Below are 3,438 nucleotides of genomic sequence, written 5' to 3'. Positions count from 1 at the left end.
ATAGAATTAGACTCATGTTTTGATATGATTGTGGAAAGCAGTTATGCAAAAATTGAAGATCTTGACAAAATTGGAAAATTAATAAAGACATCATTTATATTATTAAGTGGAATGATTAAAAAGTGAACAGTGAATAATCAATTAAACATTGACATAAAATAATTGACTTCGGAGAAAATTCACAGAGAAGCTATTCACTTTTACAAAGTAAAAAACAAAAACTATGTTCGATCTAGATCGTTGGCAGGAAATATTCAGTTCCATTCGCAGTAATGTATTGCGAACGGTGCTTTCCGGTTTTACTGTGGCTTTGGGATTATTTATTTTCATTGTTCTTTTCGGAATCGGAACAGGGCTGCAAAATGCCTTTACACAAGGTTTTGCAAGAGATGCACAGAATCTCATTTCTATTGCAACCGGAAAAACAACGATTGCCTACAACGGGCTTCAATCCGATCGTATGGTGACGATGAACAATGATGATTACGATTTTCTCGTGAATATTGACAAGAAAAAAGTAGGAAGTTCCACGCCGAGATATACCTCAAATTTACTGGTAAAATATGGCAAGGAAAGCGGAAATTACCAGATTAACGGAGCAAAACCCGAAGAGCAGATCATCGAAAACAGAAAAATGCTCGAAGGCCGCTATCTTACCCCGACAGATCTGGAAAGAAAACAGAATGTTGCGGTAATCGGAAGAATGGTTCAGCGCGACCTTATAAAAAACGGGAATCCGGTTGGCAAAGAATTAAATATCAATGGGACAATCTTTAAAGTTGTAGGTGTTTTCTCAGACGACGGCGGAGACTGGGACGAAAGACATATTACCGTTCCGATCACCACGTTACAGCAAATGAAGAAAGGATCGGATACTGTAAGCATCAATTATATTGCATATAACGACAAATTAACACCGGAACAGGCGATTAAATATGGTGATGAATTAAAATCAAGACTAAAAGCCCGAAAAAATGTAGCTCCCGATGACGAAAACGGAATCAGAGTCTGGAACAATGCCCAGAATATGAACGACACTTTTGCTTTTATGGCAGTACTTACAGGAATTGTCGGCTTTATCGGATTGGGAACTTTGGCGGCAGGAATTATTGGGATCAGTAACATCATGGTGTACATCGTAAAAGAAAGAACCAAAGAAATCGGAGTCCGTAAAGCAATTGGTGCAAAACCAAAAAGTATTGTTGCGCTTATCGTTCAGGAGAGTGTGGTGATTACCGTAATTTCAGGGTTAATAGGAGTGGGACTCGGCGTTTTGGCTTTATATTTAATCGGAGATAATCTGGAAGAATACTTCATTAAAAATCCGAGTGTAGGATGGGGACACATTATAGCCGCATTTATTGCACTGGTGTTTTCAGGACTGATTGCAGGATTTGTTCCCGCGTACAGAGCCTCAAAAATCAAACCTATTGAAGCATTGAGAACGGAATGATGAAAGAAGGTGAATGGTGAATTTTGTTTAGCAGGTGAATTTAACTATTGACATTATTAAAAGAAACAGACATTAACAAATGAACATTATATTTAAAAAAGATACTTGGCAGGAAATTTATTATTCCTTGAGAAATAATAAGCTTCGTACCTTCCTTACCATGATTGGAGTAGGTTGGGGTATGTTTTTGTATGTTAGTTTGCTGGGTGCTGCAAAAGGAATGGAAAATGGTTTCGATAAGCTTTTTTCAGGTTTTGCCACCAATTCTATTTTCCTCTGGGCGCAGAATACATCCATTCCTTATGACGGTTTCCCGAAAGGAAGACAGATGCACCTAAAACTTTCGGATATTGATATTTTAAAAAGAAAAATCACTGATATTGATTATATATCGCCTCAGAATTCAAGAGGAAGCTTTACCGGAACACCCGGAGAATTAATGTCCAGAAACGGAAAAAGCGGAACGTATTCTTTAACAGGTGATTATCCTGTAGGAAATAAAATTTCAGAAAAAAAACTGATCTTTGGAAGGTATCTCAACGACGCCGATGTTTCCGGAAATAAAAATGTAGCCGTTATCGGAGAAGAAATTTACAAGAACTTTTTCGATTCTAAAAAGAACGAAAATCCTTTGGGAAAATCCATTAATATAAAAGGTATTTTCTTTAATGTGATCGGAGTATTCAGAATCAAGAAAAACGGAGGTTTTGAAAATGACCGTTCGGTTTTCATTCCGTTATCCACCTACACAAAAATGTACAATGCGGCGGATAATATTGATATGTTCGCGATTGTAAGCAAGCCTAATGTAGATGTAAATTCAGTAGAAGAAAAAGTAAAACAGGAACTGAAAGCCAAAAATAAAGTTTCGCCTGATGACACCAATGCTTTTGGAAGTTTCAATTTAGGTAAAGAATTTAAAAAACTAACGGGATTTTTGTCCGGAATGCAGTTACTCACAATTATTGTGGGAACTTTAACCATTCTTGCAGGAGTTATTGCCATTTCCAATATCCTTTTAATTACGGTAAAAGAGAGAACCAAAGAGATTGGGATCAGAAGAGCTTTAGGAGCAAAACCTTCAGAAGTAAGAAACCAGATTTTATTGGAAAGTGTGGTTATTACACTCTCCTCCGGATTACTCGGTTTCATTTTCGGGATTTTTGTTCTGATGATTCTCGATATTGCCACAAAAGGACAGGATTCATTTCCCTTCTACAATCCTACAGTTAACTACGGAAACGTATTTGCCGCAATGGCAGTAATGGTGGTTTTAGGATTGATAATCGGAATGATTCCTGCACAGAGAGCCGTTAAAATCAGACCGATTGAAGCTTTAAGAACGGAATAAAAATAATTTAAATAAAAAAATAAACTATATATGAAAAAGAAATTCACTTGGAAAAAAGCCATTTATATCATCTTGGGGCTTTTATTTGCAGTGGCGCTGTTCTCGGGAATCGGGTATCTTGTAAAGTCCAATTCTAAAGAGAGTGAGGCTTTCCTTACCAGAAAACCGTCTGTTCAGAATATGGAGGATAAAGTGATGGCAACAGGAAAAATCGTTCCCAAAGAAGAAATCGAAATCAAGCCGAATATTGCCGGAATTATAGATAAAATTTTGGTAGATGAAGGAGACAGAGTAGAAGTGGGACAGTTAATTGCAACTGTAAGAATCGTTCCGAATCTTTCTGAGGTAAATAATGCGCAGCAAAATGTCAGCAATCAGCAGCTCCAGATCAGCAATGCAAAGCTGAATGTGGATAATATGCGCAAACAGTTTGAAATGCAGGAAAGACTTTACAAGCAGGGAGTCGCTTCCAAGCAGGAATTTCTCAATGCACAGCAACAGTTGTATTCTACACAACAAACTCTAAGAAACGCACAACAGCAATTAGTGACTGCTCAGAAAGCCTTACAGATTGCAAAAACGGGATCTACTCCTGAATTACAGGGTTTGCCAACAACACAGATTCGCTCAAAAG

Annotated in this window: 3 protein-coding genes; all 3 read left to right on the top strand. The window is 37.4% G+C overall.

Annotation, left to right across the window (positions count from 1 at the left end; translation table 11 throughout):
- Positions 1-223: 223 nt before the first annotated feature.
- The gene (locus WFK35_RS21500) at positions 224-1,453 is read left to right on the top strand and encodes an ABC transporter permease (RefSeq protein WP_235129837.1); all 1,230 of its coding nucleotides are present in this window, start codon (positions 224-226) and stop codon (positions 1,451-1,453) included.
- 79 nt (positions 1,454-1,532) lie between these two features.
- The gene (locus WFK35_RS21495; protein WP_235129838.1) at positions 1,533-2,804 is read left to right on the top strand and encodes an ABC transporter permease; all 1,272 of its coding nucleotides are present in this window, start codon (positions 1,533-1,535) and stop codon (positions 2,802-2,804) included.
- Positions 2,805-2,834: 30 nt separating this feature from the next.
- Positions 2,835-3,438 (top strand): efflux RND transporter periplasmic adaptor subunit (locus WFK35_RS21490; RefSeq protein ID WP_336734580.1); only part of this gene is annotated, 604 nt, incomplete at its 3' end.

It is taken from the genome of Chryseobacterium sp. VD8 (genome assembly GCF_037149975.1).
GTDB classification, from domain to species: Bacteria; Bacteroidota; Bacteroidia; order Flavobacteriales; family Weeksellaceae; genus Chryseobacterium; species Chryseobacterium indicum.
Note: the sequence above shows the minus strand (reverse complement) of the source record. Positions and strands in the feature narration are given on the sequence as shown.